Here is a 26326-nt window from a genome sequence, read left to right on the forward strand (position 1 = left end):
GTCATGTGGCGAACACCAGAAGAACTATTGGAAATTGGTTTGAGGCGATCGCGTGTTGTCATGATCAATGAAGCACACGATGGTCTCAAGCGCTGCATTCGCACCCGCCAGATTGGGCAACGGATACTACCGACAGCCCACAAGGTGGGTTTACGGCACTTAGCGATGGAGGCTTTGTCTCCGTTCTTTGTTGATGAGGCAAATCGGACTCGACAGTTGCCTGAAGTCAAAATAGGGATGGGTTATCTTCATCAACCGGATATGAGAGCCTTTATGCAAGCAGCGCTTGATTTGGGCTGGACACTCATTCCCTACGAAATCAATTTTCAGGAATATCCATTAAATTACCCCCTCTCGATGGAATACACTAATTTCCGAGAGGAGAAGCAAGCGAAGAATTTAGTCCAGGCACTACAAGATTTGCCCTCTGACACTCAACTTCTTGTCTGGTGTGGCAACGGTCATCCTACAAAGGTAGCTGTGAAAGATTGGCTACCGATGGGCCATCAGTTCAAGCAGTTGAGTGGCATCGATCCCTTCGTCATCGATCAAACCTCAACAGTTAAGTCTTTTCAATGCTCGCCAGAGCAACAGCAGCAAAGCGAACAATTTCTCAAGCAGTTTGCCTCAGAGTTGGTAAGGAAGAGTGGTACAGCAGGTTTCTTGAGAGAAGAAGCTCCTGCTTCTTTCTTCCAATCTACTGAAGGAGCAGATGCTTTCCTTGTGTCGCTTTTAAATGATTTGGAATAGCTGTGGTATGGAAAAGGCTCTTCCAACAATTGAAAGTACAAGAGTTCTCTTGCGCCTTGCTTGCTTAGATGACGTTCCAGAGATTATTCATTACTACACTGACAATAAGGTTCATCTTGCCCCCTTTGAACCGCTTAGATTTTCAGACTTCTATACAGAAAGCTACTGGTGTAAACAGGTGAAAGAAGCCCTGGATGACTTTAACACTGACCGCTCCCTGAGGCTTTTTCTTTTTGAGAAGGAGAATGAGAGCGTAATCATCGGGTCAATTAACTTTCGTAATTTTGTTCGAGGAGTGTTTCAATCCTGTACTCTGGGCTACAACCTGGCGGAAGCTTCTCAGGGAAAAGGCTACATGACGGAAGCTTTAAAGGTAAGTCTCAGTTATGTATTTACTGAATTGAATATGCACCGAATTATGGCATCTTATTTGCCACATAATCAACGTAGCGGTAGGCTCCTGAAGCGACTTGAGTTTGTGGTTGAAGGTTATGCTCGTGACTATCTCCTGATCAATGGACAGTGGCAAGATCACATTCTCACGAGTTTAATCAACCCTCACTGGAAGTTGGCTTGATCGTTACTTTGTTCACATTTTTCGTATCAAAAATTGATTGCCACTTCGACTAGCTCTTGTTTGTTGCAAAGTAGCTCCCAGCATTTTGTCCAGATTTTGCATAAGAAGGGATAATGCTCCTTGTTGTACTGCTTTTTATGTTGGTTATAATCGTCTTCAATCGCCAGCCACAATTGCCGCAGTTGTTGCCAAGTGGAGCAGTTCTGAATTTGATAAGCTACTGCATTTTGCCAGTGTTTTAATTGGCGATAACTAATGAATTCTCCACCTTTGTCGCAACGATGGACAAATACGACATATGCCCAAGCTTCGACGCGCACAATTAAGTGCTTGGGGATTCTCAGCAATTGCGCGATGCAAGTGATACTGATGCGGAATTTGTGGGTAGGTTGGAGGCGACGAAATAGAGTAGTCATGATGGCTTCACTCCTCGCATGACCTCTGCCTCAGCAGGACTTCCGGGTCGGTGTCTTCTGCCGCGATGTCAAACATAATTTCCAAGGGAACATTTGGAATCAGTTGTTTTAGGATTCGCAGATGTCCCTCAGCATCACTGCGGCGACGAAAGCGCCCAACAATTCGCATCTGGACATTAGAGACAGGACGGATGATGCACCACGGATTCAGCTTGTCTTTGTAGGTCATGAAACTCTCTTAACACTGGCTCTGGATTGCTTTGCTTGTAGTGCTGTTGTGAGGGCAGCAACATCTGGCGCGACACGTAGGAATTTGTTCGCGTGTAATTTCCTCATGGGTATTTGATTAAGATGAGACATTAATAAGGAAAGACCAGTCAGCTACGCCATATACTGACGGAGCCAGTTAAACTTGCTGGTCTTTTATGCTTACCAACATGAACTTTAGCTCCTGTTACTTCTGGATGTCAAGAGCTAAAGTTCCGGAACTTTAGCTCAAAGATGACTGACTCAAACGAAGGGAAATCTCCATTGAGACTTCTCAGAGAAGCGGCTGAACTAACCCGAACTGAACTGGGGAGGCGTATTGGAGTATCTGAACGCCAAATTTACGATTGGGAAAATGGGATTAAACTGCCACGAATTGACAGGGCAGTTGCTCTAGCGCGTGAGTTAGGAGTTCCGCTCCAGACTGTATGTAAGGCGTTAGGAATTGATGTGACTGGTGTTCTTGAGGATAAACCACCACCGTGATTGCGTAGCGCTACGCTAGTGAAGCGTTAGCGAGTCTTCGAGCGTCAGCGCAAATGGCAATCAGAGGACGGTTAGGTAAATGACGATCGCCTCTGGTAGATTTGGCTTTGTAGCGATCGCGCCATTAGAATCGCAGTAGGACAAAGGGTAAACCGAAAGCTGTTCACTTACCCTTGTTTAGTAATAGAAAGGCGATCGCTTAATTTCTTGGGTAATGCGATCGCACTTCTTCTTTAATCCTGACGAGCCTGTAACCAAGCGTCCAGATCATCTGGTTCCGAAAAATCTAACAGTGCTTCACCCAAATCTTCTAGCTCTTGCGTCGCTAGCTCTCGAATTTGTGCTTCCAGTTCCGGCTCTACTGTACCAATCCGGCGTGTCAGCAGGCGCATAGTGTATGCTAATGCCTCTTCCCGCTTTCCTTCTTCTCGTCCTTCTTCCAAAATTTATTGGTAAATAACAGATTCCCGCATAATTCCTTTGCTGAAAAGTTGGCAGATTAACCTACCAACAAAGGGATTTGGGTAAGTTTCTGAAAGATATTTACAGGTATTGTCAAAAGACATGGTTATTCAGGTTAGACTGCACTCCTTTTACCCGATTATCTGTCATAAATGCCCTAATTTTGGCATTAAACCTAGTTCGCACTAGGAGCAAGAAAGGAGGTTAGCGAAGCGTTTCCCAAGAAGAATCGCTTATGTTTTTGGTAATGCGATCGCGCCAAAGACAACGAAGGGACAAGCACACTAACCACTTCTAAAAATCAAGAGCAATCTGCCATTGGGTTGTCAGATGCGATCGCTTATCCTTTTTCTACATTCAACGGATTAACTAACAAAACTATCCGGATACAACAGACAAAGCCCTGAAAGACGAAAAGGCAAGACTGTTAAAGTCATGCCTCAAACCATTGAAAAGCATACAGGGTATCACTTTTGGTCTTTTGTCAGTCAACCATCCACCTTCAAAATGAAAGCGACTTCTTAGGAAATAACTCTACGCTACCGGAAGCGAAGGTGAGGACATTCTCTGCGATCGCTTCCCACACTCCCGATGCCGACACCAACATTCGCGTGACGCATAGCTTTTATCGGCACATCGACAACGCTATAAGTACTAATACCTAAAGCACTCTTTTTACAATTGTTTCACAAAAAAGAGTGCTTTCTTGACAAGTTGTTCACATTCATTCTCTAGATTAGGAACAGGTATCGGAATGTTAAACGAGATAAGCAACATGCCTGAGTATCAATGGAAGCTGACAATCGTAGAACGCAACTTATTGCTTTCTAATTGGATAAAGCTTATTCCAGAAGCACAAGAGCAGATGCTCTGGGAAGCCGACGACTTAATGAGAGATTTATCTCTACTAGACAGGCAACGGTTGCTTACATCCCTTGAAATGCTACAAGACCATATCGAAGAAGATTGGCAGCAGAGGATTCAGCGGATTTTGAGCAGAGAGTTAAATGGTGATATCCGAAAAGCGCTTGAATCTAGTATCCAGAATACTGCCATCTCAGGAGGCTCGTCGCTATTGGTCGAATCAGCCAGCTAGGTAGTAAAAAACTGATACCAACTCTTTAGGGGCTGGAATAAATAAAAACTAGGTAGGGACGTACAATTGTGCGTCCCTATTTAGCATTTAATGCAAGCCTAATTGTGAATCCATAGACACTCTACAAATTAACGTTCGCTTACTACTATTTTGTTCGCTTACTTCTAGCTTCTACTTACCACTTTTTGTAGGGTAGAAACTTACCTGACATGATGACTTTAACGCGATCGCCTTTTGGGTCTTCTTCTTTCTCGATATCCAAAGTAAAATCAATCGCACTCATGATGCCATCGCCAAACTTTTCATGAATCACGGCTTTCATGGGCATTCCATACACCTGCATAATCTCATAGAACCGATAAATTAACGGGTCAGTGGGAATAACCGGGTCTAAAGACCCTTTCACCGGAAAGTCTGTTAGTTCTGCTACCATTTCTGGTTCTAACCCCAAAGCCGAGATAATTTTACTCGCCTCATCTTCAGAAGCACTGGCTTGACGGTAGAATACCGCTGAAATCCATACTTCGTCACGTCCAACTATCTTCTCTAGGTCAGCAAAAGTTAGCCCTTTTGCTTTTTTGGCGGCTAAAAGCACTGCAGTAATTTCTGGAATAGACACAAAAAAACTCCTCATCGTGCTGTCAGTTGCAGACAGCCTTGTAGCCCTATTCAAGCGGTTGTGCAGTCCTAAAAACTGTAGCAAATCGCACATCGCTAATCTGAAAATAGGTGTTAGGGGTTAGGTTGTAGGTGATAGGGGAAAGGGATTTTTATCGCAACGTTTGCGAACGATAGCTCATGGTGTCTAATTGGCTAATTATGAGAGAGCAGGTGAGGTGGAAAAGAAAAAGGCAAAAGAAAGAATTCTCTCTTTTGCCTCTCTACTTAACCAGAAGATTCTGGGATTACTTGTTAAAATCTTTATCGATCCACAGAACCCATGATGATATCAACACTACCGAGAATTGGCATGATATCAGCTAGCTTCACACCCCGCAGGAGCTGGGGTAAGATTTGCAGGTTGACGAAATCAGCAGCACGAATCTTCCAACGCCAAGGGAAGACATTATCATCCCCAACGATGAAAATTCCCAGTTCTCCTTTGCCACTTTCAACACGGACATAGTGTTCACCCTTGGGAATCTTGAAAGTCGGAGCAATTTTCTTACCAACAAACTGGTAATCAAAGTCGTTCCACTGGGATTTCTTCCCTTCTGCCATGCGCTTGGCTTCCAGATTCTCGTAAGGACCACCAGGCAATCCTTTCAAGGCTTGACGGATAATCTTAACCGACTCGCGCATCTCGCGAATCCGCACTAAATACCTGGCAAAGCAGTCTCCAGCCGTTTCCCACTGCACTTCCCAGTCAAAGTCGTCGTAGCACTCGTAGTGGTCTACTTTCCGCAAATCCCAGTTCACACCGGAACCCCGCAGCATCGGACCTGAAAGTCCCCAGTTAATCGCTTCTTCACGGCTTATGGTACCAACGCCCTCTACCCGACGCCGGAAGATCGGGTTGTCGGTAATTAGGCGCTCGTACTCGTCTACTTTGTCGATAAAGTAGTCACAGAAATCAGAACACTTATCAACCCAGCCGTAAGTTAGATCAGCTGCTACCCCGCCAATGCGGAAGTAGTTGTTGTTGACCATCCGTTGCCCTGTGGCGGCTTCCCATAGGTCGTAAATCAACTCCCGTTCGCGGAAGATGTAGAAGAAGGGTGTCTGGGCACCAACGTCAGCCATGAACGGTCCCAACCACAGCAGGTGATTGGCAATCCGATTCAACTCCAGCATGATTACGCGGATGTAGCTGGCGCGTTTGGGTACCGCAATATCCGCTAACTTTTCTGGGGCATTGACGGTAATTGCCTCATTGAACATCCCCTCCGCATAGTCCCAGCGACTGACGTAGGGGACGTACATGATGCTAGTGCGGTTCTCGGCAATTTTCTCCATGCCCCGGTGCAGGTAGCCAATTACCGGTTCGCAATCGACCACATCCTCGCCATCGAGAGTAACAATCAGTCGCAACACCCCGTGCATGGAAGGATGGTGAGGACCCATGTTGAGAACCATGGGTTCTGTTCTCGTTTCAATTTGTGCCATAAATTAAGCAGTTTCCCGTTTCGGCAGGTTAGACAGTTGCAACAAGAGACAGTCAGCTTCAAAAGTCAGTAGTGCAACTTGGCAAGTTACCCCTACTAGTCAGCAGTCTGTTGATATTTAACAATGGAAAACAGACTAGGCACAATGCACGAACTCGCTTATCGCTGATATTTGATAGCTTTATGGCGGTAGGTCTTGTGCAATATATTGATTTTTGTTGCTTCTCTTTACTAATTATATGGAGACTAGTGCTGAAGAGGCGAAGCCAGTGGCGTTTTTACATGTGCCAGTGCTGAGCCGAGAGTTGATTGAAGGTTTAGACATTCGTCCGGGTGGGCATTACCTGGATGCTACGGTGGGTGGGGGTGGACACAGCCAGCTAATTCTGGAAGCGGCATCAGATGTTCACATCACAGCGATTGATCGAGATGCTGAGGCGATCGCCTCAGCAAAAGCCAAGTTAGAAAAGTATGGTGAGCACGTCCAGTTCTGGCAGGGTAATTTTGCAGAATATCAGCCATTTAACCAGCAATTTGATGGAATCATTGCCGATCTGGGTGTTAGCTCTGCTCAGTTCGATATTCCAGAACGAGGCTTTAGTTTTCGTCATGCTGCTGATTTAGATATGCGAATGGATCAGCGTCAATCTCTCACCGCTGCCGATGTGATCAATCGCTGGGATGAAGCACAACTAGCGGATGCGTTTTACAAGTACGGGGAAGAACGGCTATCTCGGCAAATTGCACGGCGGATTGTCGAACAACGTCCGTTTCAAAGGACTGATCAACTGGCAGAAGCGATCGCATATAGTGTCCCTCGTAAATATCGCTATGGCAGAATACATCCGGCTACCCGCGTTTTTCAAGCCTTAAGGATTGTTGTTAACCAGGAATTGTCCTCTCTAGAAACCTTCTTGAACAAGGCACCGAACTGGCTAAAGCCTGGGGGCAGACTAGGTATTATCAGTTTTCATAGCTTAGAGGATCGCCTTGTTAAGCACAGCCTCCGAGATTCAACTTTGTTACGGGTACTAACTAAAAAGCCAGTGATAGCCCAAGAAAACGAACTTAATGAAAACCCTCGTTCTCGTTCTGCCAAACTTAGATTTGCAGAGCGAGTGTTTCAGAAAGAATAGAAATTAGGGACTAGCCACTAACTGCATTGAAGCGATCGCATCGCTTACTTCCTGTAGTTTCTGGGCAGCATTTCCGCCTAAAAATAACGCTTGCGCTTTGGCAAGACCTGTAGGTAAATCGGGGCAAACCCCACATCGCCACAGATAAAATCCACCGTTCCAAATGGCAGCCAGCATCAATTCAGACGATTTACCTTGTAAAACATCTTGCATCTGTGCCAACAGTTGAGAGGTTGAGTCGAGAGGCACTTCCGCACCAGCAAAACCGTAGTCACGGGGATGCAGCAGGATACGCTCAAAGTTAGAACTGCTACCTGGCTGACTAACTGCAATAATTGCCGTGCGATCGCGTGGCAAGTCACAACTCCCCTCTAATCCTTTTACCAACGTGAAATTAGTGGTTCCTCGAAACTCAAAGGTATGTCGAAATCGGTCTTCCGTGGGAGGATGCACATATCCTGCAACAATATGGGCATTTCCTGCATAAGGACACCAAACGAGTTCTAGTGTTGCTGCTGGTGGACGTTTGCCAAGTTGGTCGCGGTAGGGAACCAACTGATGCGCTTGAGGAAAGTGTTGGGGAAGATAGATAAATCCCAAACCTGTTGTTTCCAGTAACTGCTGAACCTGAAAGAGCGTTAGTTTCGAGAAATCAACTCCTAATCCCTGCCAAATCTCAACTAAGGGGACACCATACTTCGTCGGCATACAATCGCCCCCATGCATCAACACAGGTACCCCAGCGGCTGCCAAAATCAGGGCAGTTAGTGGAGTTACAGGTGCAGTACGCGATCGCCCATCATATGGTGTTCCAAGTACGGTTACGGGTTGAGAGAAAGAGGGCATTGTTGAAGAATCTTTCCCATTCCCCATTCCCCAAGGTTGCAGTTTTGGCCCTAGCTGGTCATAAGCATCCAGCATTCCTGCCAGTTCCTCACTCGTGGGTCGTTTAATCCGGTGGGCAATCATAAACGCGCCAATCTGAGCGGGGGTTGCTTCTTGTAACAGCATCATCCGAGTCGCTGCTGCGGCTTCCTCACGACTCAAATTTTTACCCGTGTGGACACCACTACCCACTTTCTTTAACAATTCCCTAAAAGCATCACTCATGGCAGTTTCGTCGTCAGCTTTGGATTGAGAAATTATGAATTAAGTTAAGCCCAATTAAACAGTTTTGGGGACTGGAGACTAAGAAATCTCAAGCATCTTTCCTAGTAATCTTCCCAATCACTCATAATTCATCACTTTCTTGGTCAAATGGCTGGAAAGGTCTGAGCAATTATTACCTTCTGAGGATGAGGGTGGATTAACGCTAGATAGCCCCAACTGACGCACTAGCTGACAAAAGTAATGAATAGGAGGAACGAGAAGTCGGTCTTGAGTTGTAACCATAACGACCTGGCGACTTAGGCTGGAATCTGAGGTTGAGACATTGCCGACAAGGTTATTGGGTGTCGTTAGTGACGGTGGTAAATTGGCGATCGCACGGACTGCCAGAGTTGGGTCAGTACAAGCCTCTACTAAAGCTGATTTCGGCAACAAAGCAATTAATTCTCCCTGCCGCACAACACCACGAAACGCTTCTAAGGTATTCAACTCCATCACCGCTTTCAGTTTGGCTCCAAACCGGGAGAATCGCTCTTGTACCAGGCGCTGCATCCCGTAGCCATCTTTAAACACGACTTGCGGATACTGAATGAGTTCTGCCCAAGGCACCTGTTCGTGTTGAGTGAGGGGGTGATTTGCCGCCATTAAGACTTCAATAGGTTCGTTGAATAAGACATCAACAATCATTTCTGGGCTAGCGGTCAAAAAGCGATTATTCATCACAATCGCAACATCAACCAAACCATCTCGGAGGACTTTTAAAGCGCGATCGCTTCCTAATGCTGTCACCCGTAACTGCACATCTGGGTAATTTTTGCAAAACTGCTGCAATATTGGAGGTAAGTAATGAGAACAGACTGAGTGAATTGCTGCCACACAGAGTTCTGGCTGCTTCCCTGCCATTAATTCTGCTAATTCCTGCGTTGCCGAGTGCCACTCCTGACAGATTTTGCGAGCATGAGGCAGGAGATGTTCCCCTCCTAGCGTCAGCTTAGCTTGAGCCGTGCGATGAAACAGTGGCAAACCCAAGTCATTTTCTAACGACTGAATTTGTCGGCTGACTGTGGACTGCGTTACCCCACATTTTTGTGCTGCCTGTCCGAAATTCCCTGTTTCGGCAACAGCCAGAAACGCTTGCAACTGCTCAATCCGCATAGTTATGTAAATAAGATTACATTCTTAATGCCATGACGATAACGGATTTGCTGTTGCAGTTTGGTAGAGCTTGATACAGGCAATCGAATCAGGTAGGGCATGTCACCAGGATTACCAAGCGAATAAGTAGAGTGCGTCATGACGCACCCTACTTATTCGCCACCATCCCAACTTAGGGGTTCAACGCCTTTACCATCCATTCCCCAATCTGCCGTATACATTCCTTCTACAATCAATCGATGCAGGCTCGAAAACTCCCATTGTTGGGGAACCTGGCATAAGCCATGGGCTACGGGATTGTAATGAATATAATCGCAATGCTGGGTAAAATCGTCTTCGTCACGGATCACATGCTCCCAAAATCGCCGTTGCCAGAGATTCTGTTCCCCTCGTTTTTGTCGAGAGGCTGAAACGACTGGAGGTAGATCAAGGTGATTGCCGCATTGCTTTGTCACATAGCCTTTAATGAGCCGCAACCGAGTTGAATAATCGCTATCTCCCGATGGTAATGTCCAGATGCAATGAAAGTGGTCAGGCAACAGCACAAAGGCATCAATTGAAAAAGGATACTGTTGACGCACCGTTTCGATTGCAGTACGAAGCGCGGTACGAGTAATCTTGCTGCATAGCCAAGGTTGACGCTGATAGGTCACTTGAGTGATGAAGTAGGTGCCACCAGCAATATAGGCGCGTCTGTAATTAGGCATGGCTCAATCGGTAGAGTCCATGATCAAGATGCCCATATTGGTGGGTGTGTTGCCACTTGGTAGGGTGCGTCATGACGCACCCTACTTTTGGAAGGGGTGATCGTTCATTAAGGCAAAAAGGATTTCAAATATTTTAATTGGGTAACCAGTCCTCGTCCAACACTAACTCTAGGGAATAGGGACACTCTTCTGGAATAACTGAAATTGGTATTTCCGTTGGAAGGGCGATCGCTTTTTCGTCCACTCCAGTGGGTCTGGAATAATTGCACACATAGGTAGGAGGTTCAATCTCCGAGCCTAGACGAGGGTCATTAATGGGTTGAGTGGCAACAACTTTCAAGGGGATTTCACCTGCCCATACGGGTAACTCATAGTCAGCTTCATCATCAACAGGTGGCCCCGTCCGTACCTTAGCGGAAGCTTCAGTAAGTGGTAGAGCCAAAACCAAAGTTCCTGCAAGTTCCTGACGGCTAGGTGGACGCACCTCTGCCCACCGTCCAGCAACAATATGCTCAGAAAAAGCATAAAGCGCTTCTAGCTTCTGATCAGCATCCTGTACAGTTGTGGCTGTCCCAAATACGACGACTGATCTGTAGTTCATTGAATGATGGAATGCCGAACGAGCTAGCACTAAACCATCAATCAAAGTCACAGTTACACAGACATCAATACCTGTCTGTAGCGATCGCAGCATCCGACTTGCAGGTGAGCCATGAATATAGAGCTTATCCTCGACTCGTCCGTAAGCGGTCGGAATGACATAAGGCTGTCCGTCTACGACAAATCCAACATGGCACACCAACCCTTCATCCAAAATTTGGTAAACAAGATCTCGCTCATAATGCCCTCGCTTTGGCACTCGCTTAAGGGTAGTTCTTTGTGTCGGGGTAAAGTTCTCTTCACTGACTTCTGGTGCTTTGTAACTCATGACCTTTGTCTCTTAGCGCTACACAGCTAGAGTAGTTAGCTAAGTGGACTTGCACAAGCACCACTTTTGTGATTAATAACCAGTCCACTTTTAAACCCGTATGGACTTAGCGATTACCCTTGACCCCCAGGTTGCACTACCTTTGCACCGTCAACTGTATGAGGAGTTACGACGCGCAATCCTTACAGGGCGATTAATGTCAGGACAGCGCATCCCTTCAACACGAACCATGGCTCAGTCTCTTGGAATCTCGCGTGCTACCGTGACTCTGAGCTACGAGCAACTTCTCAGTGAGGGTTACCTCCAAGCTGTTAGAGGTTCAGGAACTTTTGTCTGTCAGCAACTCCCAGATGACCTATTGGAACCTGCACCGATTAAATCTATAGCGGAAGCGGCACCTTTCCCGAAGCAACTGTCAGCCTATGGTGCCAGCCTCACGACTAACGACTTGTTGAGACCCAAAGAACCAGAAGCGATGATTCATTTTCGCTATGGACGACCAGCGATTGACCATTTTCCGTTGAAGCTGTGGCGACGGCTTTTGTCACGCCATTGCCGCTTTAGCTCAGATATATTCGGCTATGCTCAAGACTCGCGAGGATATAAGCCATTGCGGGAAGCGATCGCGTCTTACATATCCCGCTCTCGTGCTGTACAGTGCAAACCTGACCAAGTGATTATCGTCAGTGGTTCCCAGCAAGCCCTTGACTTAGTAACACGCCTGTTGATTGATCGCGGTGACTGGATTGCCATGGAAGATCCAGGTTATCTAGGAGCAAGACGCACGTTCCTAGCACAAGGGGCTTGTCTACATCCTGTAGCTGTTGATGAGTCAGGATTCATGGTCAAGAGTTTGGCAACAGCCCCAGGAGCAATCAAACTCGTTTATGTAACTCCATCTCACCAATTCCCAACAGGTGCTATCTTGTCCCTACCACGACGCTTGGAGCTACTGGCGTGGGCGCAAAAGACAGGTGCAACGATTATTGAGGACGATTATGACAGTGAGTACCGATATAGCGATCGCCCAATTCCTGCCTTACAAGGACTAGGCTCAAGTGACTCAGTAGTTTACATTAGCACCTTCTCGAAGGTACTATTTCCCGCCTTACGAATGGGCTATCTGGTTGTGCCACCGAGTTTAGTGCAGGTATGCGATCGCGCCAAGTGGCTTACAGACCGTCAATCGCCTCTGTTGGAGCAATACGTCCTCACAGACTTTATTAAAGAAGGACATCTAGAACGCCATATCCGGCGGATGCGTAACCTTTATGACCAACGTCGTCGGACGCTTGTGCAATGTCTATTGCAACATGTGGGAGAGCAAGTAACAATTTTGGGTGAGAACGCAGGACTGCATCTGATGATACGGTTGCACACCCACTTGAGTGAGCGAGACATCCTGAATCGGGCGGCACAAGTGGGCGTGGGCTTAATCCCTGCCTCTTTTTACTATCTCAAGAGTGGCAGTAGAAATGAGTTTGTCCTAGGTTATACCGAACTCGATGAGCCGCAAATTCAAGAGGGAGTCCGCAGATTATGCCAAGCACTGTCGTAACAAAACAGTGATGCCCCTTACAGAACTCCCTCCCTCGTTTGTTAGATCTCTTGGAAAATACTTGGCGATTGGAAATCGCGGCTACAAAAACGAAGTCCGCGAAGGCGGACTCTTAAAACCCGCGAAGGCGGGTTTAGTTTGTCTAGCCTCAGACTTCAGTCTGTAGGCATCCATCGACTGCAAGCAAGAGGTCTATTATTTTGATACCAGAGCAATGACAACAGGGCAAAGGAACTCAGAATTCTTACCGAATCATCCTCAATCCCTAAATCCCTAATATCCACTACTGCCACCCTAGAGGCGGTTCAATGAGGGTCTGCTCCGACTTGCCAACGCTAGCACCTGGTTTATCAACAATCTTCACTGTGCTTGCCTGAGGCCCCTCCTCACCTTCCTCTAGAAAGAAATGCACCCCCGTGCCAATTTCTAACCGTTCAAAGTCGTCATTAAGTACGCTATTTTGGTGGAAGTAGATATCCTGACCATCTAGGGTTTTGAGAAAGCCATATCCCTCCTCAGGAAAGAGCTTGGTTACTAGCGCGATGGAATCCTGTGCTTCATGGGTCTGAGCCTTATCGCTCTCATGCTGCTGTTTAGTGAGTTTTTTGAGCTGACGGAGTGCTGCCTTGAAGGCATCTCGGATAACTACATCAAGTGGATCGTACTGTGTACCCTCTCCTGGATGGCTGTCTGCAACGAGTTCGTGACCGGGGGGTACGGTCATGTCGATCCGCACCCGATAGGGAGAACCGTTACTTGGGCGATCGTGGGGTTTTTCGATCGCAATATGGCAGCTACTGATGTAATCGCAAACTTGCTCCAGCTTGGCAACCTTTTCGTGGACTAATGCATCAATGGCAGCGGTTTTCTCAACATCTCGATAAGTAATTTCTAAGGGAACTTTCATAACCTATTCTCCAATTTTGGTATTGTTGATTCGGCACGTTAGAGAGCGGAAGGAAAGGTTTCTGGTACCTCGTCTGTCTCCCATCGGGCAGTGCGCTCTAGAGGTTCCACCGCCCGTGTTTCATCAATGTGGATTACAGCATCGAACTGATCGGAGAGTCGGGTGCGGAAGTAGTGGCTCATGCGCTCGGTATCCGGGCGGTAGATAACCCCGATCGCACGTTCCAAGCGAGGTTTTCGCAGTTCTTTGACTACCTCACCCCCATCCCGTAAATTCAGCAGGAAGCGAGGTAAACCTGTGTTATGAAACAGTGCCTCATAACTCTCTGGCAATGCAGGTCGAACCCGCTTAAGTTCGGCAGAAGCACCCCAGTCAGAAGCGGCGGTGACACTACCTGTGTAGGTACTGAAGCCAATGAGTATGGCATCCCGACCATATCGTTCACGCACCAGTTGCCCAACATTGAATTCACCCGCATCTCCCATCTCTGTTGCTCGTGCATCCCCAAGATGCGAGTTGTGTTCCCAAACCACAACTTTCGCCTGATTTCCCTGTTGCTCTAGGTGAGCAACCAGTCCGTCAAGTGTCCCAGCCATATGGCGATCGCGAATGTTCCACGACGACACTCGACCCCGAAACATCGAGCGGTAGTATTCTTCTGCATTTTTTACTAAACGGGCGTTCTGTTCAGCGTAGAAGAATTCGTCCTCTGCCACTTGCCCATCCCGTTGAGCATACTCAGCCGTCCGACGTTGCAATTCTATTAGCTGATTAACGGCTTCATCCTCACAGGACTCAGCTAGACCAACACTTGTCGCATACCCGTAGGTTTGGGTATCCTCCCGAAAATGTTCAAAGCACGAGTAACGGGAGCGTGCTTGCTTGGCAGCGTCTGGATCAACCTTGTCCAGGTAACCCAGAACAGCGTCGATGGAGGCGTGCATACTATAGAGGTCAAGCCCATAAAAGCCCACTTTACGGGCATTTTGAGGTAACGCATCGTTATACTGACGTAGCCAATTGATGAAGTTAAGTACATCCGTGTTGCGCCACATCCAGATTGGAAAGTCTTGGAATTCTCCCAAAGCTTCAACGGCTGTAGCATCATCATTGACACCTCGGACATAGCGGTTCACGCGGTAAGCATCAGGCCAATCTGCCTCAACCGCTACTGCTGTAAAACCTTTTTCTTGAATGAGTCGTTTGGTAATTTCAATCCGTTGTTCATAAAACTCATGAGTGCCATGAGAGGCTTCTCCAATCAGTACAATGCGGGCATCCCCAATTAAATCCATCAATGGATCGTAGTCTTCGGCTGTACCCGTTAAGCGATAAGCAGCTTCACGTACTGCATCGGTTAGTTTAGTCCTTGTTACATCTGGCATGGTTCTAAATCTCTTAGCATTTCGCCTCAAGGCGATCGCTTCTCACAAAAACTCATCATTGAATACTTGCTGACACCGAGTTAATGCCTCCAGTTAATTAGCATCTTAAAAAGCTGAAAATTCCCTTGCCTCTAGCCAACGGAGCGTGATACTACATCTACATACTCTGTCTAGCAGATGAGGCTGTATTAAGGTAAACAGTAAAGCTCACTACAAAAGCAAGGTTTTTGACTTTTGACTTCCAAGGGAGCGGCACTAGTTTCTTAGCCCCTTACCCACCAACATGGCGTCCTGCCAGCAGGATGGCATCTGCAATATCAATGTCTCTATCACCATCAGCATCCAGGAAAGCATTGAGCACTGGATTGCCGCCTTCGGAATGCTGCGCTTTACTGCCAGTTTTCAAGAAGTTCAACACCAAGGGAACTAGAATCGGCAACATATCTCGAATCGTTGCAGCATTCAACCCGGTTCGGTTGGCAATCTCTTGCACAATGCCCTCTACTTGAGGAGAGCTAAAGAGTACATTAACCGCTTGATCGTTAGGATAAGTGCCACTGTAGCGATCGACCACGGCTTCTGCCTGTGCCGTACCCTCTGTAGTCCGCTTTTGCTGCAAAGCAGAGCGAATATGGTTTCCGACAATCGACAGCATCGATCGCACAGTCAACAAGTCTGTACTATACGTGTCCCCTAGCTGCTGCACGGTATTAAGCATCACAGCCATTTGACCGGAAGTGGCATCTTGATCAGGATTATCAAGGGCACTCAAAACTTGGTTGAGTATTTTCATGATTGAGTTTCACTCCTGTCTTGCTGTAGTAGAAATTGTGCTTGTCCCGCCCTGCTAATTAACGTTAGTCAGTTTGGCTTAATGTTTAGTCGTTCACACAACAAGCACTCAAAACTATGCAAGTCATGGTGTCTCATATACTATCGCTGTGCCTCTAGCTAATAGTAGAGAATCAGCTAGTTAACTTTAGTTTGTATTACTTATGCACCTGTCTAGAGTAAGAGTTTTAGTACGAATCATTACTCTTAATTGGATTGCATCAAGCCTCTCATAACAGTTTACAGGAAGCGGCGGGCAGCCCTTTTCTTCTGAGGAGGAGAGATAGGTGCCCGCCGCTTTGTTGTTTGTTAAAGAAGACAAATAACAAACAACAAACGACACTATCGACTCATGTAACGCCCTGCCATCTGCAAGGCATCAGCCATATCAACGTCGCCATCGCCATCGGCATCTAAGAAGGTTTGGAGAACAGGATTTGAACCTTGAGGGTTTTGGGTACTGTTACCCGTTTGAAGAAGCTTCAAGACTACGGGAACCAGGATTGGCAACATTGCTTGAATCGTAGCGCTACTTAATCCTGTCCTTTGTGCTGCTTCTTGAACAATCTGCTGGATTTGAGGAGCATTAAAGAGTAACTGGACAGCTTGATTGCTGGGATGAGTGCCACCGAATTGATTGACAAAATCTTGAGTTTGCTCATTACCAGCAGTGCTTCGCTTTTGTTGCAGAGCCGAGCGAGCATATTTTCCTACAATTGAGAACACCGATTGAACGGCTGAAGGGTCGGTGTTGGAATTGTTACTCAATTGTTGAACAGTACTGAGGACATCGCCTATCTGACCTGAACTAGCTTGCTGCTCAGGATTGTTTATTGCGCCTAAAATCTGGTCAAAGAGTCCCATAGTTCGTTTTACTCAAAAATTCACTGCTTTTGAATATCGCACAAGTTAAAGGTGGCTTGCCTCTAACCTAAAGAATGAAAATCTCTCTTCCCCCGCCTATTTCAGATTAGACACCCATAGGAGTACACAAAGATTGCTATGAAAATCCCTCTCCCCTGCCACCTAACACCTACCACCTATTTTCAGATTAAGTTTACACGATGAGCTTTTTCGGCGGTGGTAGCTAGCGAGTCGAACTGGTTATAGGGTTTAGAAGTATATTGATGTTTGATTGGAAGTGCGATCGCAAATTCTGTGCCAACTCCCTCCTCAGAATTACAGGTGATTTTGCCACCATGTTTCTCGACTATAATCTCTCGACTAATGGCTAAACCTAATCCTGTTCCCACACCTCTAGGTTTCGTCGTAAAGAAGGCATCAAATATCTTTGCCTGATTCTCTGGAGAGATGCCCAAACCGTTGTCTGTAATTTTAATAACAACTGAATCCTGATCTTGGCATTCTATTGTAATGGCAATCAGCTTGCTTTCGCTTGATTTTTCTAAAGCATCAATCGCATTACTGAGCAGATTCATAAATACCTGATACAGTAGACCCGCATAGCCTTCAATTGCTAGAATATTGTCATAGTTCCGAATCACTTTAATCTCTTTTTTCAGGCGATTATTCAGGATAAGGAGGGTGCTATCCATGCAAGCGTGTAAATCGACAGGATGCGGGTTTGACTTATCAAGCCTAGAGAAGTCTTTTAAGCTAAGAACAATTTGAGTCGCACGTTCTGCACCAAGTTTCATCGACTGTAATACTTTCGGCAAGTCTTCTTTTAGAAACTCTAAGTCAATTTCCTCCTGCATTTCTTGGATAGCTTCTGAAGGGTGAGGAATCTCAGCAGTGTAGGCTTCTAGAAGCACTAAGAGTTTTTCAACATAATCACTAGCATAAATCAAGTTGCCATAGATGAAGTTCAGAGGATTATTGACTTCATGGGCGACTCCAGCCATCATTCGCCCTAGGCTAGACATTTTCTCACTTTGTATCATCTGATCTCGACTAGCCGCTTTTTGTTCTTCAAGAAGCTGCTTCACCTGTTGAATCAATTCATTGAATGAGAGAGTTAAATCTCCCACTTCATCTTTAGTAGTTACGGGCGCTTGTAAGTCAAAATTCTTTTCTTTGGTAACTTTCTGAGCAATGTTTGTTGTTGATTGAATTGGCATAGCGATCGCACGACTGATGTACAGCGCTAACAAAATAGCGATCACAACCGATAATAAGATGCTAGCTGTAACGATTTGAACTCGAATTGTCTGAGCTGTCTCATAATATACTTTTGCTTGTTCATAGTCCTCATGAGCAAAGTTGGCAAGTTCAGTCAGGTCATCAGAAAAACTATCAAATTTAAAAGCAATTGGACTATCATTAAAATCTAAAAGCAGTTTTTGTGCTACCTTAATCCCCTCAGAATTTAAATTTAGCGAGGTAATTTGCTTCAAGTTTTTGTCAGATTGTTCGATGTACGCTTCGGGAAGACCTTTGTAAGCTTGCATAAAGTTTCTTGTTGAAGCAAAATCATCATTTAAATCTGTATCTTTAGGTCGTTTTAGATTACTGTGGGAGGATTTATAAGTAGACCATAGCAGCTTAAACTCGGCAGAATGCTCAAGGTAATGAGCATACTCGCTCTGCCAAGGTTTCGATTTTCCTAGAAGGAAAATAAACTGTTGCTGATGTGTCAGTGTCTGGAGACTACTAGTTTGCAAACGATCTAAAGAACGTATCTCCTCCATAGCGTGTTCTTTTTGCGCTTCAGCTTGTTGCTCGTAGTAATTGGCGATCGCGAGTCCAACAGTCGTCCCTACAACGGCAACACCGAGTGCTAGTGCATAGCCAAAAGCGATCTTTTGACGAATGCTTAGCCGTTGAGATACCCACCCTATCCAGTTTTTGGAAGGTAACTGTAGATGATTTGGGAGAGATTGAGGGTTCACTCTAGATAAAAGCTCCTTCAAGCAGTAGCAAAATATTTACTCTTAGTTGTCCAGGGGTGACTTTCCAAAGCAGCAATCATTATGATTATCCTTCATCCCTGAGACAGATGCTAGAAGCAAGGTTCTACAGTATCTTTCCCTACTCATCTGAATTATATTAACTTCAAGCTCAGATTAATGTAATCGGTGTATTTACTACAGCAGTCATCAAAGTAAATAACTTTCAGTTAAAACTTGAAGGAGATTTACACTCCTACCAAAGGCTCGATTTCCGAGGATTGCGTAGCGGCATCAAACCTGCTGAGTGCTGATGGCTCTGTGATAAAAACAGCTACTCAGACTTTGCCGTTTTAAAATGTGAACAAAAAGCCCAATTCATTACATGCCCCTCTCACGCCTATTAACGCTGATTCTTGGTCTTAGCCTAATCCTGGGGTTAATGCTTTGGCTGATTAATTCTTTATATCGGCTGTATATTCAAATCTCATTTACAGCTCCCTTACTAGCGAATTTGCTGCTGTTGCTGCTGATTTGCCTAATTGGAATGTTAATCGTTGCCTTTATTTATTATGTAGGGCTATTTCAGCGATCGCGCAAAGAATCCCGCAGACGTCGCTTAACCCCAAAAGTACCCGTTGAGAAAACAGAGGCAGCCGAGGAAACGCTCAAAGCAATACGGCAACAAGTAACGCAGATTCAGGATGAAGTGGCACGACAAGAATTACTCAGTCGTTCACGAGAGATTGAAGCCATTTTAGCCCGTGGAGAATTACTAGTTGTTGTTTTTGGTACAGGTTCAGCCGGGAAAACATCGCTTGTAAACGCGCTCATTGGGCGGATGGTGGGGCAAGTTGGTGCGCCGATGGGGACAACAGAGGTAGGTGAGACGTATAGCCTGAAGTTAAAGGGATTAAACCGTCAGATTCTAATTACCGATACACCTGGGATTTTAGAGGCAGGGGTAGCTGGGACAGAACGGGAGCAAATGGCGCGGCAGTTAGCAACGGAAGCTGATTTGTTGTTGTTTGTTGTCGATAACGATTTACGGCAGTCGGAATATGAACCATTACGTCGCTTAGCAGAGATTGGGAAGCGTAGTCTGCTTGTCCTTAATAAAACTGACCTCTATTCGGAAGCTGACAAGGAAACGATTTTGGCACGATTACGGCAGCGAGTGCGAGGATTTATTGCGACAATGGACGTAGTTGCGATCGCAGCCAATCCCCAATTGGCACAGCTAGAGACAGGCGAAACTCTCCAACCCGATCCAGACATCATGCCACTCATCAAACGCCTTGCTGCCGTTTTGAGAGCCGAAGGGGAAGACTTGGTAGCTGACAACATCCTCCTACAGTCCCAGCGCTTAGGAGAAGAAGCTCGACGCTTGATCGATAACCAGCGCAGACGGCAGGCGGAGAAGGTGGTGGAACGCTTTCAGTGGATTGGTGCAGGTGTCATCGCCGTGACTCCTTTACCTGTGGTGGATTTGTTGGCAACGGCTGCTGTTAATGCCCAAATGGTCATTGAAATTGGCAGAATCTACGGCTGTGAACTGAATATGGAGCGAGGACGGGAGCTAGCGCTTTCTTTGGGCAAAACGCTTGCAAGTTTGGGAATTGTTAGAGGAGCGATTGAATTAGTTTCGAGAGCGCTTCAGCTAAATGTTGCCACCTATCTTGTTGGCAAAGCGATTCAGGGAGTTAGTGCGGCTTATCTAACACGCATTGCGGGTAAGAGCTTTATTGAATATTTCCGTCACGATCAAGACTGGGGCGATGGTGGCATGACTGAGGTGGTGCAACGGCAGTTTCAGTTGAATCGCAAAGATGAGTTTGTTAAGGCGTTCATTGCCGAAGCGATCGCACGGGTTGTCAGACCTTTAGAAGCTCGATCTACAGAGGAAGAGGAACCCAACTCATCCAATGACCGTTCTTGAATTCAAAATTCAAAACTTGAACTCGCTTGTATTTAATCTTTAATTTGCAATGGATATTCTTCCGTTGCCTTTAAGGAAAACTATACTGCAACTGAGGAAAGCGATCGCCTTCACATCAAACAGAGCATCACTCGGAGTTTTCAGCTTCATTCACCAATTCCTGAGCGGTTCGATATAGTGCCTCATCCATGCGAAACCCTGAAGCAATCAACTCATCCAGTAACGGGGTTATAGCCGTAATCAGTCCATTTTGCCTTGCTTGAATTAATACACCTACAGTACCAATGTAATTGAGTCCCTGAGCTTGCGCGACTCGTCTCCCCCTTGCTTCATCGATTAATAACAACTCGGCTTCTAACTCAATGGCTAGAATAATTGCTTCACTCTCACCCCTGTCTAATCGTTCCCTCAAAAGTTCAACAGCGGTTTGATTCTCAACAGTGGCAACTCGTATCCACTTAGCCGCCTCCACCTCAATTGCTCCTGGACGGGTTTGCCCAGAGTCAACCACTTCATCTTGAACCGCAGTTGGTATAATCAATTCCCTGTACAGCAAGCGCAGCAATTCAAAATGATTAATCCGAGCTAAAGCAATAAGAGGTCCAGCATTGGCAACAATTATCATGAAGGATTACGATTCAAGAGGCTCTGAGCTGTTGCGACTTCTGCTGCCAATTCGTCTGCTGATTCTGTGAAGTAGGGAATGTCCTGTTGTGCAAGCAACTGAATAAATTCCCATTTGGAAATTTTCAGCAACTCAGCGCCTTTGCCTGTCGAGATACGTTCTTGTCGAAATAACTCTAGCGCAACCAGCTCCAAAATTTGTGCTTCTAGTTGTGCCTCTGGAACGTCAAGTGCGCCAAGTAAATCTCTTGGTATCTTTAGGTTAACGGTGAGGGTACTCATGGGGTTTTGCAGAGTGGGAGTCCGTGAGGCATCCTCAGTGTATCAATTCTCATCAGGAATGCTGATGATGAACGCTCAGTGATTAGTCGAGGTTTGCGATCGCTCTCTCCAAAACTAGCAGCGATATCATGGCAAATGAACCCCTAACCATTGGTTAGTGCCATCTAACCCGCTACGAAGCTAATGAACGCCGATCGCACACAACTCCCCGAAGCTACCCAACCGACTTTTCAACGACCAGAACTGCTTGCCCCAGCAGGGAATTGGGACTGTGCCAAAGCCGCTGTGGAAAATGGGGCAGATGCCATCTATTTCGGGTTGGAGCGGTTTAATGCGCGAATGCGGGCGCAAAACTTCACAGAGGCAGAGTTACCCCGCTTGATGGCATTCCTGCATCGTCGGGGCGTGAAAGGCTACGTCACCCTCAATACCCTGGTCTTTCCCAAGGAATTGGTAGAGGCACAGCAGTATCTCCGTACAATTATTGCGGCGGGTGTGGATGCGGTAATCGTTCAGGATGTCGGGATTTGCCGTCTAATTCGTCATCTCTCGCCCGATTTTCCTATTCATGCCTCTACCCAGATGACCATTACCAGTGCGACTGGGGTGGAATTTGCTAAATCACTTGGCTGCCAGTTGGTTGTCTTGGCGCGTGAATGTTCTCTCAAGGAAATCAACAAAATCCAGAAGCAGCTTGCACAACGGGATGCCTCACTGCCGTTAGAAGTTTTTGTGCATGGTGCTTTGTGTGTTGCCTATTCTGGTCAATGCTTGACTAGTGAAGCATTAGGGGGACGTTCTGCTAATCGGGGAGAGTGCGCTCAAGCTTGCCGAATGCCTTATGAGCTAATTGCTGATGGGAAAGTGGTGGATTTGGGCGATCGCAAATATCTGCTCAGTCCCCAAGACTTAGCAGGGCTGGAGGTTCTGCCAGAGTTGGTGAGAACAGGGGTAAGCTGTCTGAAAATTGAAGGTCGCTTGAAAACACCAGAATACGTTGCCAATGTGACTCGTGTTTATCGAGAAGCGCTGGATCGGGTGATGGCGGAGTTAGAGAGACCTAACCCCCTAACCCCCTTCCCTGCAAGGGAAGGGGGAACTCAAGCTCCCCTCTCCGTATCAGAGACTAATGAACCCAACCAATACCAGGTAAAGAACCAAGAACGCTACAACCTAGAGATGGCATTCTCGCGTGGAGTCCATACAGGTTGGTTTCAAGGAATTAATAATCAGGAACTGGTTCATGCCCGCTTTGGCAAAAAGCGCGGGGTTTACCTGGGCGAAGTGACCCGTATCCGCAATGAACAAGTAACAGTGCGGTTGCAAGCGCCAGTCAAACCGGGAGATGGTGTTGTCTTTGACAGTGGTCATCCAGAAGCAAAGGAAGAAGGCGGTCGAATCTATGCTGTGGAACAGCGAGGTCAAGAAACCATACTGAGATTTGGGCGACGTGACTTAGATTGGCGACGGGTGCATATAGGCGATAAGGTCTGGAAAACTAGTGACCCAGAACTAGATAAGCAATTGCGCCAGAGTTTTGCTGGAGATAATCCGCAATTTCAGCGTCCGATTGACCTGGAAATTCATGGAGAAAACGGTCAACCATTAGCAGTAATTGCCCGTGACGAACTCGGTCATGTCGTTCAGGTCGAGTCCTCAATGCCCCTAGTCGAAGCGCATACCAAACCCCTAACAATAGAGCGTTTACAAGAACAGTTAGGTCGTCTGGGTAATACGCCTTTCTGTTTAAAAGCATTGACTAATCACCTCATTGATGCCGTTATGCTACCCGTAAGCGAGTTGAACCATCTGCGGCGCGAGATTGTGACACAGTTGGAGGAATTGCGATCGCTACCCAAACACTGGCAGCTCAACTCAAACGCTTCCCTTCAAGATTTACTCCCCATCTCCTCATCTCCCGATCTCTCCATCTCCCCATCCCTCATCGTGCTGGTGCGAAACTTGAAGCAACTGCAAGCGGCACTCCAAGCAGGAATTGAGACACTCTATTGTGAATTTGAAGACCCCCGTGCTTACCGAGAAGCCGTGCAGTTGGTGCGCCAGAATCAAATCCCAAACCAATCTATCTGGGTTGCACCGCCTCGGATTACCAAACCAGGGGAGAAGTATATCTTGCAGCAAGTACGCTCCTGTGAAGCGGATGGGTATCTGGTGCGTAACTTTGACCACCTACAGTTCTTTGCAGCAGAGCGTTGCATTGGGGATTTCGCCCTCAATGTTGCCAATCCTTTGACAGCAGACTACTTTAAGCAGCAATTTGGGCTGGAACGACTTACACCATCTTACGACTTGAACATCAACCAATTGGAAGAGTTGCTTACTAGTTGCCCATCTCATTGGTTTGAGGTAACAATTCATCAGCATATGCCGATGTTTCACATGGAGCATTGTGTATTCTGTGCCTTTCTATCAACGGGGACGGACTACACCAACTGTGGACGACCTTGTGAGAAGCATGAGGTGAAGTTACGTGTTAACGAAGTGCGCCCGAAGGGTGTTCGCGTTGGCACAGAACACATCCTCCAAGCGGATGCTGGCTGTCGAAACACCATATTTAACGGCACCGCCCAAACCGGAGCAGAATATGTGCAACGTTTGATAGAACTGGGTGTGCGCTACTTCCGAATTGAATTTGTCAACGAAACACCTGATCAGGTAAAGCAGACGATTCATCGCTACAACCAACTGCTACAGGGAGAGATTACAGGTTCTCAACTCTGGAAAAAGCTGAAGCTGCAAAATCAGCTTGGCGTAACTCGCGGGCCTTTGGGAGTATCCACACCTGTTATCCATTGACAGTCATCCCTTTGAACGGCGATTCTTGACATCAAGAAACTTCAACTGGCGGTAAAGCATCGAAATCAATGGCACATTAGCACCAGCAGCGATAGCAGAACGCAATGGGTTACCGACAATTGCCTCTACTTCCAGGGGACGCTTTTCATCGTAGTCAACCTTCATGCTGGTGCGGTATGGTGTCATCTTTTCTGTATGGTCGAGCATTTGTTGGATAAAGAGATCGCTAATCATACGACCAGCCGCTGCTGCACCAGCAACGACTTCACTCATCAACTGCTCGACTAATGACCGAGCATCTTCATCCGTCATCAATTCATCCGTTGTGGCATTCATAACTACAGAAAGCCCATTGTAAGGGATGTTCCAGACCAGTTTCTGCCAACGAGCAAGCAACAAGTCTTCTGCTAATTGGATAGGGATACTAGAACGTTCAAAGTCACCAGCAATTTGACGCATTCGTTCAGTAATGCCACCCAGTTGATAGTTAGGAGTATATTCGCCAAGCTTAATTTCCTTGTAGTCGAGGTGGCGGATATGCCCCTGTTCCACTTTATTAGAACACAAGAAACACAAGCCCCCAATTACCCGTTGTGTTCCAACAATTTGGGCAACGTCCTCTTCGATATTTAGACCGTTTTGCAACACCAAGACAACACCCTCATCCTTAACCACACTGGGTAACATCTCAGGTAGCAGGTGGTTTTGCGTTGTCTTCAGGGCAACAACCACAACGTCACAAGCTGGCATTTTCGCAACATCCTGATAAGCATTGACGTGAGGGAGAGTAAAATTGTCGTCTGGAGATTCAACAATCAGACCATGTTCCTTAACATGTTCATAGTCGCTACGCAACAAGAAATGAACATCTAAGCCTGCTCGTTGTAGACATGCACCATAGTACCCACCCAAGGCACCTGTGCCAAGGATGGCGTAAGTGCGATTAGATGTTGAGTTCATCTCAAATTCCTCCTGTCTTGCTTGTCCCTGGACACCCTCACTCCTGATTCCTCTCTACTCACGGGAGAAGGGGAAATCCTGCATCAAGTAGCCCTCCACTACTTCTACTCCTTGGGGTAGCTGACTCACAGGCGCGGGTATCATCTCTCCTCGGAAGTCCAAGAATTGGACAAGGAGGAGATAAGCGATCGCTAAAAGGATTGAAATCGCCCCAGTAATAATTGCAACTAGTTTTGAACGATCCATCTGTTTCCTCTAAACAAAGTTTTTGTGGTATCCCTATATCAAACTCTGCCACAGAGAACGTGCTACTGAACAACGACCACAACTTCTCCGGTCAAAATCTCCGGGGCTGCTCCCTTGCCTTACAGGAGCCTATATAGAAGATTGGGGGATCACAAGTGAGACAACGTTGGATAATAAACAATGGAGATATATTTCTAGGCGATTGAGTAGAAATAAACCCCCATCAACTTCATCAATTTCAGGTCAATCTGCCCTACGATTGATGCAATTTTTGGGGTTGCTTAATAGATAATAGTATGCCAGTTCTACCTGCAACGGTGGATTCTCGCATTACTTAGTACTGCCTAAAATATAACTTGCATAATCTGAAAGCAACCATTCATTTAGAGCTGAAACGGCAGTGCATCACTAAGAGGTTCTATGAATAAGCCACGTCTGATTTTCTCCCGGTATAATCCCTTAAAACGTGAACGACGGAGAAAACTACTTGCAGTTGCTTCTAGTGCTGGAGTGTCTGCGCTGCTAATAGGAACAACCCTATTGGTAACCAACCACAGTAGCCAGATCAAGCAATGGAGTGTCTGGCTCCCCTTTCAGGAACAAAACCCTTTGATGCAAGGGAAAAAAGTCAATACATCAGTGCTTCAACTTGTGTCACTCCCGAAGAAACAGCGGACAGAGCAACTAGTGCAGCGAGGCGGAAATAAGTGACCAGTTAAAAAAGGAAGCAAAAAGG

Annotated in this window: 29 protein-coding genes; 10 read left to right on the top strand and 19 right to left on the bottom strand. The window is 46.4% G+C overall.

Features of this window, described 5'->3' with window-relative positions; all coding sequences use genetic code 11:
• Positions 1–3: 3 nt before the first annotated feature.
• Together AC5JL3_RS06540 and AC5JL3_RS06545 are read left to right on the top strand one after the other, a co-directional pair.
• On the top strand, positions 4–750 hold the full coding sequence (locus AC5JL3_RS06540; protein WP_496073701.1) for a hypothetical protein: 747 nt from the start codon (positions 4–6) through the stop codon (positions 748–750).
• Positions 751–757: 7 nt separating this feature from the next.
• The gene (locus AC5JL3_RS06545) at positions 758–1327 is read left to right on the top strand and encodes a GNAT family N-acetyltransferase (RefSeq protein ID WP_496073702.1); all 570 of its coding nucleotides are present in this window, start codon (positions 758–760) and stop codon (positions 1325–1327) included.
• A 26-nt stretch (positions 1328–1353) separates the two neighbouring features.
• On the opposite strand, the gene AC5JL3_RS06550 is transcribed toward AC5JL3_RS06545, so the two are convergent.
• Positions 1354–1743: a hypothetical protein gene (locus tag AC5JL3_RS06550; RefSeq protein WP_496073703.1), complete on the bottom strand. Its 390-nt coding sequence runs from the start codon at positions 1741–1743 to the stop codon at positions 1354–1356.
• Positions 1744–1750: 7 nt separating this feature from the next.
• The gene (locus AC5JL3_RS06555) at positions 1751–1972 is read right to left on the bottom strand and encodes a hypothetical protein (RefSeq protein WP_496073704.1); all 222 of its coding nucleotides are present in this window, start codon (positions 1970–1972) and stop codon (positions 1751–1753) included.
• Between the two features lie 272 nt (positions 1973–2244).
• Between AC5JL3_RS06555 and AC5JL3_RS06560 the strand changes: the two genes are divergently transcribed.
• Entirely contained in the window at positions 2245–2496 is a 252-nt protein-coding gene (locus AC5JL3_RS06560; RefSeq protein WP_496073705.1) for a helix-turn-helix transcriptional regulator, read from the top strand.
• A 233-nt stretch (positions 2497–2729) separates the two neighbouring features.
• Here AC5JL3_RS06560 and AC5JL3_RS06565 read toward each other — a convergent pair whose 3' ends face one another.
• Positions 2730–2939, bottom strand: a complete 210-nt coding sequence (locus tag AC5JL3_RS06565; RefSeq protein ID WP_496073706.1) for a DUF4351 domain-containing protein — start codon at positions 2937–2939, stop codon at positions 2730–2732.
• Positions 2940–3431: 492 nt separating this feature from the next.
• Between AC5JL3_RS06565 and AC5JL3_RS06570 the strand changes: the two genes are divergently transcribed.
• Positions 3432–3623 carry a hypothetical protein gene (locus tag AC5JL3_RS06570; protein WP_496073707.1) on the top strand — a complete coding sequence of 64 codons (192 nt, stop codon included), beginning with the start codon at positions 3432–3434 and terminating at the stop codon, positions 3621–3623.
• Positions 3624–3733: 110 nt separating this feature from the next.
• Complete coding sequence (locus AC5JL3_RS06575) at positions 3734–4054, top strand: hypothetical protein (RefSeq protein ID WP_496073708.1); 321 nt, start codon at positions 3734–3736, stop codon at positions 4052–4054.
• A gap of 175 nt (positions 4055–4229) precedes the next feature.
• Here AC5JL3_RS06575 and cynS read toward each other — a convergent pair whose 3' ends face one another.
• Together cynS and AC5JL3_RS06585 are read right to left on the bottom strand one after the other, a co-directional pair.
• A complete protein-coding gene (gene cynS, locus AC5JL3_RS06580; RefSeq protein ID WP_496073709.1) occupies positions 4230–4673 on the bottom strand; it encodes a cyanase in 444 nt (147 codons plus the stop codon).
• Between the two features lie 302 nt (positions 4674–4975).
• Positions 4976–6160 (bottom strand): NAD(P)H-quinone oxidoreductase subunit H, encoded by a 1185-nt coding sequence (locus tag AC5JL3_RS06585; RefSeq protein WP_496073710.1) that lies wholly within the window; start codon positions 6158–6160, stop codon positions 4976–4978.
• Between the two features lie 238 nt (positions 6161–6398).
• Here AC5JL3_RS06585 and rsmH point away from each other — a divergent pair, with 238 nt between their 5' ends.
• Positions 6399–7295, top strand: a complete 897-nt coding sequence (rsmH, locus tag AC5JL3_RS06590; protein ID WP_496073711.1) for a 16S rRNA (cytosine(1402)-N(4))-methyltransferase RsmH — start codon at positions 6399–6401, stop codon at positions 7293–7295.
• Between the two features lie 3 nt (positions 7296–7298).
• Here the strand turns inward: rsmH and AC5JL3_RS06595 are convergent, their stop codons facing one another.
• The 5 genes from AC5JL3_RS06595 to AC5JL3_RS06615 all read right to left on the bottom strand — a co-directional run bounded on the left by AC5JL3_RS06595 (position 7299) and on the right by AC5JL3_RS06615 (position 11192).
• On the bottom strand, positions 7299–8405 hold the full coding sequence (locus tag AC5JL3_RS06595) for an anthranilate phosphoribosyltransferase family protein (RefSeq protein WP_496073712.1): 1107 nt from the start codon (positions 8403–8405) through the stop codon (positions 7299–7301).
• Positions 8406–8522: 117 nt separating this feature from the next.
• Entirely contained in the window at positions 8523–9557 is a 1035-nt protein-coding gene (locus tag AC5JL3_RS06600; protein WP_496073713.1) for a LysR family transcriptional regulator, read from the bottom strand.
• Positions 9558–9559: 2 nt separating this feature from the next.
• Positions 9560–9697 carry a hypothetical protein gene (locus tag AC5JL3_RS06605; protein ID WP_496073714.1) on the bottom strand — a complete coding sequence of 46 codons (138 nt, stop codon included), beginning with the start codon at positions 9695–9697 and terminating at the stop codon, positions 9560–9562.
• 12 nt (positions 9698–9709) lie between these two features.
• Positions 9710–10264 carry an REP-associated tyrosine transposase gene (locus tag AC5JL3_RS06610; protein ID WP_496073715.1) on the bottom strand — a complete coding sequence of 185 codons (555 nt, stop codon included), beginning with the start codon at positions 10262–10264 and terminating at the stop codon, positions 9710–9712.
• 133 nt (positions 10265–10397) lie between these two features.
• Positions 10398–11192, bottom strand: coding sequence for a pyridoxamine 5'-phosphate oxidase family protein (locus AC5JL3_RS06615; protein WP_496073716.1), 795 nt, complete (start codon positions 11190–11192; stop codon positions 10398–10400).
• Positions 11193–11292: 100 nt separating this feature from the next.
• On the opposite strand from AC5JL3_RS06615, the gene pdxR reads away from it, so the two are divergent.
• Positions 11293–12750 (top strand): MocR-like pyridoxine biosynthesis transcription factor PdxR, encoded by a 1458-nt coding sequence (gene pdxR, locus AC5JL3_RS06620; RefSeq protein WP_496073717.1) that lies wholly within the window; start codon positions 11293–11295, stop codon positions 12748–12750.
• A 283-nt stretch (positions 12751–13033) separates the two neighbouring features.
• Here the strand turns inward: pdxR and AC5JL3_RS06625 are convergent, their stop codons facing one another.
• The 5 genes from AC5JL3_RS06625 to AC5JL3_RS06645 form a co-directional block, all read right to left on the bottom strand.
• Positions 13034–13657, bottom strand: coding sequence for a cold shock domain-containing protein (locus tag AC5JL3_RS06625; RefSeq protein WP_496073718.1), 624 nt, complete (start codon positions 13655–13657; stop codon positions 13034–13036).
• A 38-nt stretch (positions 13658–13695) separates the two neighbouring features.
• Positions 13696–15042, bottom strand: coding sequence for an erythromycin esterase family protein (locus AC5JL3_RS06630; RefSeq protein ID WP_496073719.1), 1347 nt, complete (start codon positions 15040–15042; stop codon positions 13696–13698).
• Positions 15043–15313: 271 nt separating this feature from the next.
• Positions 15314–15835 (bottom strand): hypothetical protein, encoded by a 522-nt coding sequence (locus tag AC5JL3_RS06635; protein ID WP_496073720.1) that lies wholly within the window; start codon positions 15833–15835, stop codon positions 15314–15316.
• Between the two features lie 380 nt (positions 15836–16215).
• Positions 16216–16737 (bottom strand): DUF937 domain-containing protein, encoded by a 522-nt coding sequence (locus AC5JL3_RS06640; RefSeq protein WP_496073721.1) that lies wholly within the window; start codon positions 16735–16737, stop codon positions 16216–16218.
• A gap of 182 nt (positions 16738–16919) precedes the next feature.
• Positions 16920–18725 carry a sensor histidine kinase gene (locus AC5JL3_RS06645; RefSeq protein ID WP_496073722.1) on the bottom strand — a complete coding sequence of 602 codons (1806 nt, stop codon included), beginning with the start codon at positions 18723–18725 and terminating at the stop codon, positions 16920–16922.
• Between the two features lie 382 nt (positions 18726–19107).
• Here AC5JL3_RS06645 and AC5JL3_RS06650 point away from each other — a divergent pair, with 382 nt between their 5' ends.
• Positions 19108–20661, top strand: coding sequence for a YcjF family protein (locus AC5JL3_RS06650; protein WP_496073723.1), 1554 nt, complete (start codon positions 19108–19110; stop codon positions 20659–20661).
• Positions 20662–20788: 127 nt separating this feature from the next.
• Here AC5JL3_RS06650 and AC5JL3_RS06655 read toward each other — a convergent pair whose 3' ends face one another.
• Together AC5JL3_RS06655 and AC5JL3_RS06660 are read right to left on the bottom strand one after the other, a co-directional pair.
• The gene (locus AC5JL3_RS06655; protein WP_496073724.1) at positions 20789–21286 is read right to left on the bottom strand and encodes a PIN domain-containing protein; all 498 of its coding nucleotides are present in this window, start codon (positions 21284–21286) and stop codon (positions 20789–20791) included.
• On the bottom strand, positions 21283–21567 hold the full coding sequence (locus AC5JL3_RS06660; RefSeq protein ID WP_496073725.1) for a UPF0175 family protein: 285 nt from the start codon (positions 21565–21567) through the stop codon (positions 21283–21285). The genes AC5JL3_RS06655 and AC5JL3_RS06660 overlap by 4 nt, the downstream gene beginning before the upstream one ends.
• Before the next feature lie 183 nt (positions 21568–21750).
• Here AC5JL3_RS06660 and AC5JL3_RS06665 point away from each other — a divergent pair, with 183 nt between their 5' ends.
• Positions 21751–24384: a U32 family peptidase gene (locus AC5JL3_RS06665; protein WP_496073726.1), complete on the top strand. Its 2634-nt coding sequence runs from the start codon at positions 21751–21753 to the stop codon at positions 24382–24384.
• Between the two features lie 3 nt (positions 24385–24387).
• On the opposite strand, the gene AC5JL3_RS06670 is transcribed toward AC5JL3_RS06665, so the two are convergent.
• Positions 24388–25344: a putative 2-dehydropantoate 2-reductase gene (locus AC5JL3_RS06670; RefSeq protein ID WP_496073727.1), complete on the bottom strand. Its 957-nt coding sequence runs from the start codon at positions 25342–25344 to the stop codon at positions 24388–24390.
• 54 nt (positions 25345–25398) lie between these two features.
• Complete coding sequence (locus tag AC5JL3_RS06675) at positions 25399–25590, bottom strand: hypothetical protein (RefSeq protein WP_496073728.1); 192 nt, start codon at positions 25588–25590, stop codon at positions 25399–25401.
• Between the two features lie 420 nt (positions 25591–26010).
• Between AC5JL3_RS06675 and AC5JL3_RS06680 the strand changes: the two genes are divergently transcribed.
• Positions 26011–26301: a hypothetical protein gene (locus AC5JL3_RS06680; RefSeq protein ID WP_496073729.1), complete on the top strand. Its 291-nt coding sequence runs from the start codon at positions 26011–26013 to the stop codon at positions 26299–26301.
• Positions 26302–26326 lie beyond the last annotated feature (25 nt).

The sequence above is a fragment of the Symplocastrum torsivum genome, from assembly GCF_059505465.1.

Bases quoted from the DNA above. Each gene is read 5' to 3' on its own strand.
- AC5JL3_RS06540 (WP_496073701.1), top strand. From the start codon at position 4: ATGTGGCGAACACCAGAAGAACTATTGGAAATTGGTTTGAGGCGATCG.
- AC5JL3_RS06545 (WP_496073702.1), top strand. From the start codon at position 758: ATGGAAAAGGCTCTTCCAACAATTGAAAGTACAAGAGTTCTCTTGCGC.
- AC5JL3_RS06550 (WP_496073703.1), bottom strand. From the start codon at position 1,743: ATGACTACTCTATTTCGTCGCCTCCAACCTACCCACAAATTCCGCATC.
- AC5JL3_RS06555 (WP_496073704.1), bottom strand. From the start codon at position 1,972: ATGACCTACAAAGACAAGCTGAATCCGTGGTGCATCATCCGTCCTGTC.
- AC5JL3_RS06560 (WP_496073705.1), top strand. From the start codon at position 2,245: ATGACTGACTCAAACGAAGGGAAATCTCCATTGAGACTTCTCAGAGAA.
- AC5JL3_RS06575 (WP_496073708.1), top strand. From the start codon at position 3,734: ATGCCTGAGTATCAATGGAAGCTGACAATCGTAGAACGCAACTTATTG.
- AC5JL3_RS06585 (WP_496073710.1), bottom strand. From the start codon at position 6,160: ATGGCACAAATTGAAACGAGAACAGAACCCATGGTTCTCAACATGGGT.
- rsmH (WP_496073711.1), top strand. From the start codon at position 6,399: ATGGAGACTAGTGCTGAAGAGGCGAAGCCAGTGGCGTTTTTACATGTG.
- AC5JL3_RS06595 (WP_496073712.1), bottom strand. From the start codon at position 8,405: ATGAGTGATGCTTTTAGGGAATTGTTAAAGAAAGTGGGTAGTGGTGTC.
- AC5JL3_RS06600 (WP_496073713.1), bottom strand. From the start codon at position 9,557: ATGCGGATTGAGCAGTTGCAAGCGTTTCTGGCTGTTGCCGAAACAGGG.
- AC5JL3_RS06605 (WP_496073714.1), bottom strand. From the start codon at position 9,697: ATGACGCACTCTACTTATTCGCTTGGTAATCCTGGTGACATGCCCTAC.
- AC5JL3_RS06610 (WP_496073715.1), bottom strand. From the start codon at position 10,264: ATGCCTAATTACAGACGCGCCTATATTGCTGGTGGCACCTACTTCATC.
- AC5JL3_RS06615 (WP_496073716.1), bottom strand. From the start codon at position 11,192: ATGAGTTACAAAGCACCAGAAGTCAGTGAAGAGAACTTTACCCCGACA.
- pdxR (WP_496073717.1), top strand. From the start codon at position 11,293: ATGGACTTAGCGATTACCCTTGACCCCCAGGTTGCACTACCTTTGCAC.
- AC5JL3_RS06625 (WP_496073718.1), bottom strand. From the start codon at position 13,657: ATGAAAGTTCCCTTAGAAATTACTTATCGAGATGTTGAGAAAACCGCT.
- AC5JL3_RS06630 (WP_496073719.1), bottom strand. From the start codon at position 15,042: ATGCCAGATGTAACAAGGACTAAACTAACCGATGCAGTACGTGAAGCT.
- AC5JL3_RS06635 (WP_496073720.1), bottom strand. From the start codon at position 15,835: ATGAAAATACTCAACCAAGTTTTGAGTGCCCTTGATAATCCTGATCAA.
- AC5JL3_RS06640 (WP_496073721.1), bottom strand. From the start codon at position 16,737: ATGGGACTCTTTGACCAGATTTTAGGCGCAATAAACAATCCTGAGCAG.
- AC5JL3_RS06650 (WP_496073723.1), top strand. From the start codon at position 19,108: ATGCCCCTCTCACGCCTATTAACGCTGATTCTTGGTCTTAGCCTAATC.
- AC5JL3_RS06655 (WP_496073724.1), bottom strand. From the start codon at position 21,286: ATGATAATTGTTGCCAATGCTGGACCTCTTATTGCTTTAGCTCGGATT.
- AC5JL3_RS06660 (WP_496073725.1), bottom strand. From the start codon at position 21,567: ATGAGTACCCTCACCGTTAACCTAAAGATACCAAGAGATTTACTTGGC.
- AC5JL3_RS06665 (WP_496073726.1), top strand. From the start codon at position 21,751: ATGAACGCCGATCGCACACAACTCCCCGAAGCTACCCAACCGACTTTT.
- AC5JL3_RS06670 (WP_496073727.1), bottom strand. From the start codon at position 25,344: ATGAACTCAACATCTAATCGCACTTACGCCATCCTTGGCACAGGTGCC.
- AC5JL3_RS06675 (WP_496073728.1), bottom strand. From the start codon at position 25,590: ATGGATCGTTCAAAACTAGTTGCAATTATTACTGGGGCGATTTCAATC.
- AC5JL3_RS06680 (WP_496073729.1), top strand. From the start codon at position 26,011: ATGAATAAGCCACGTCTGATTTTCTCCCGGTATAATCCCTTAAAACGT.